Raw genomic sequence first — 3224 nt, 5'->3', positions numbered from 1 at the left:
TCCCCAACCCGCTCCCGCAGACACTTACCGCTTAACCTGCAGAAACAGGATCACGCGAAGATCGATTCATACACCACGTCCGTGGACGTGACCCCGGTCCGAAGAGCCCGTCCCGGCCCGCTGCTTGCTCCGGTTGCGCCGACGCGCTGGTGAACGCGAGGACGGCCGACGCGTCGGCCGGGTTGCACGTGAACGTCCGAATCGTCACCCTCGGTAGATTCCCGGCGCGCTGTGGACATCAACAGGTGCCGCCCTGATCTTGATGGGACACGGCGGCGGTCCCCACAAGAAGGCGCCTGTCATCCTGGCCCGTGCGCCGCTTTGTGGCCGAGTGCGATTTCGCGGTGGCGGCGTCGACGTGCCTGGCCATGGCGACCGGCGCCGGTCCGGTGGGCTGGCGGGTGCAGCGGGCCCAGAGCGTCGGGGACTGTGGGGCGGGAATGCCGCCGCAGTGCATCGGCAACCCACGCCCGCTCACATCCTGTACGAACCCGTCACTTCCTTTATCGTGAGGCGGGAAGGGAAGCGGTGATGCGCTGGCGGCGGATTGTCCTGGCACTGGTGGTGCCGCTGGTCGTTGCGGGTGCTGGCACGCTGCTGACCATCGCGTCCAATGTGGCCACCGGCGGGTCGAGTCCTTGGTTTCCTGCGGTCGAGCGGCATCCGCTTTGGTGGACAGTGGGCGCGACCGCCGCGGTGGCCGGTGCGGCGGTACTGGCTGGTTGGAGCCAGCGGCTCGCTGACCGGGAACTCGCCGCGCTCATACCGCCGGTGCAGCGCCCGGAGCGGTGGGTCGTCGACCGGCCGGCCGAGGTTGGCCAGATCGTGCGTGCGCTGCGTGCCCCGGCCGGTATCACCGCGGCGGTGCAGGGTGCTGGGGGTTTCGGCAAGACCACGGTGGCGAAGCTCGTACGGGCCGACCGAAGGATCCTGCGCCGATTTGGCGGGCGGGTGTACTGGGTGACGCTTGGCCGTGACGTGCGCCGTGACGACCTGGTTTCGAAGGTCAACGACCTCGTCCGACAGGTCGACCCCAGCCAGGCGCAACCGTTCGCCGACGTGCAGCAGGCTGCCGATCATCTGGCGAAGGTGCTCGCCGCCGGGCCGTCGCGGCTTATCGTGCTCGACGACGTGTGGTTCGACGACCAGCTCGCCGCGTTTCCGGTCGCCGGGCGGTGCGCCAGGTTGGTGACCACGCGGGTGCCGGCGCTCAACGCCGGTCACACGGTGACGGCCGTGCCGGTCGATCAGATGTCCGTCGTACAGGCGCGTGCGGTGCTATTGGCCGACCTGCCCACTCTGCCTCCGGACGTGCTCGATGGGTTACTGGCCGAGACCGGGCGGTGGCCGCTGCTGCTGCGGCTGGTCAACAGGATCTTGCGCGACCAGGTTCGGCTGCGGACAGACTCGGCCGTGGTGGGGCGCGAGCTGCTGGCGGCGCTACGGCACGACGGCGTGGCCCAGGTCGACCGCCTCACTGGCGCTGCGCCCCAACGGTTGGACGTCGGCGACCCACGACAGCGTATCGGCGCGGTAGCCGCGACAATCGAGGCCAGCCGTGGCCTGCTCGCGCCGCCCGAGCGCGCCCGCCTCGCTGAGCTGGCGATCTTTGCCGAGGATGAGCCGGTGCCGGCGGCGCTGGTGGCGACGCTGTGGCAGGCCACCGGTGGGATCGACCGGCTCACCGCCGACGCGATGTGCGCCCGGTTGGCCGACCTCGCCCTCGTGACGTTGGAGCCGACCGACGCCGACGGCACCGTCGGCATGCACGACGTGCTGCGCGATTTCCTTCGCGGCGAGCTCGGCCCGGCGACGATCACTGACCTGCACCGGCGGCTACTCGATAAGCTCGCGGCCCGCCTGCCGGCCGACCCGGACGACCCACCGAGGACCACCGCAGCGTGGTGGCGGTTGCCCGAGCCGGACGGGTACCTGTGGGACCACCTCGTCGAGCACTTGTGCGCTGCGGGCGCGACGGCCGATGCCGAGGCGCTCGTCACCGATCTACGGTGGGTCGCGGCGCGGCTGGAGCGATCCGGTCCCGCCGCGCCGCTGGCGGACCTTAGGCACGTGGATACGCCGCAGACGATCCGCCTGCGCGGGCTCCTCGGGCGGGCCGCGCACCTGCTGAGAGCGACCGACCCACCCCGCTCATGCGTCGACGTGCTGCACAGCCGGATGGCCGACGATCCTGACTGGGGACCGCAGGCACGGATGCTGGCCGCCCGGCGCGTGGGGCCCACGCTGGTCAACGACTGGCCGCTGCCGGACCTGCCGGACCCAGCCTTGCGCCGCGTCCTTATCGGCCACACCGACTGGGTGTACGCCATGGCGATCGCCCCGGACGGCACATGGCTCGCCACCGGTGGCTCGGACAAGACCGTGCTCGTCTGGGACACCGCGACCTGGCAGCAACGCGCGGTGCTCACCAGCCACATCGGGAAGGTGTCTGCTGCGGCGGTCGCGCCCGATGGCACCTGGCTCGCCATCGGCGACCATGCAGGCACCGTGCTGATCTGGGACACGCGCTGCTGGCAGGAGCGCCGCACGCTGTACGTCGGCCGTCGGGTCAACGGCCTGGCGGTCGCGCCCGACGGCACCTGGCTCGCTGTAGGGGCCAAGGACCGGTCGATTCGAATCTGGAATACCGACCGCTGGCGTGAGCAGGCCCCGCTGGTAGGCCGCCGCAGCCTGCTCAACCAGATCGGATCGCTCGCGGTCGCGCCAGACGGGACCTGGCTCGCCGCCGTATCCAGCGGGTCGACGGTACGGATCTGGGATGTCGCCACCGGCACGGTCCGAGCCGAACTGCCCGGAGACCGCTCTGTGTACGGCGTGGCCGTGGCCCCCGACGGCACATGGATGGCGACGGTCGACGCAGCGTCGCACCTGCGCATCTGGGACACCTCCAGCTGGCGGGAACTCCAGGCGCTGCGCTACAGCAGCAGGGTGAACGCGGTGGCGGTCGCGCCGGACGGGACCTGGCTCGCCGCCGCGAGCGAGGGCGGCGACCTGCGGCTGTGGGACACCACGAACTGGGAACAGCGCATGACGCTCGTCGGCTCGACCGTGATGGCGATCGCACCCGACGGCACCTGGCTCGCCACCGGCGAAGTCAACCGGGTCCGCATCTGGGACACCACCAGGCCACGGCAGCGTGCCGCGACCGACCGCAGCCGACACGTCAGCGCAGTGGCCATCGCGCCCGACGGCACCTGGCTCGC

The 3224-nt window shown here is 71.1% G+C and carries 1 protein-coding gene; it reads left to right on the top strand.

Annotated features, from left to right (window positions below; genetic code table 11):
* Positions 1–531 precede the first annotated feature (531 nt).
* Positions 532–3224, top strand: a 2693-nt coding sequence (locus AB0J09_RS60330) for an NB-ARC domain-containing protein (protein WP_360712808.1), incomplete at its 3' end; no start/stop codon positions are given.

Source organism: Nonomuraea sp. NPDC049784, assembly GCF_040659615.1.
GTDB lineage: Bacteria > Actinomycetota > Actinomycetes > Streptosporangiales > Streptosporangiaceae > Nonomuraea.
Note: the sequence above shows the minus strand (reverse complement) of the source record. Positions and strands in the feature narration are given on the sequence as shown.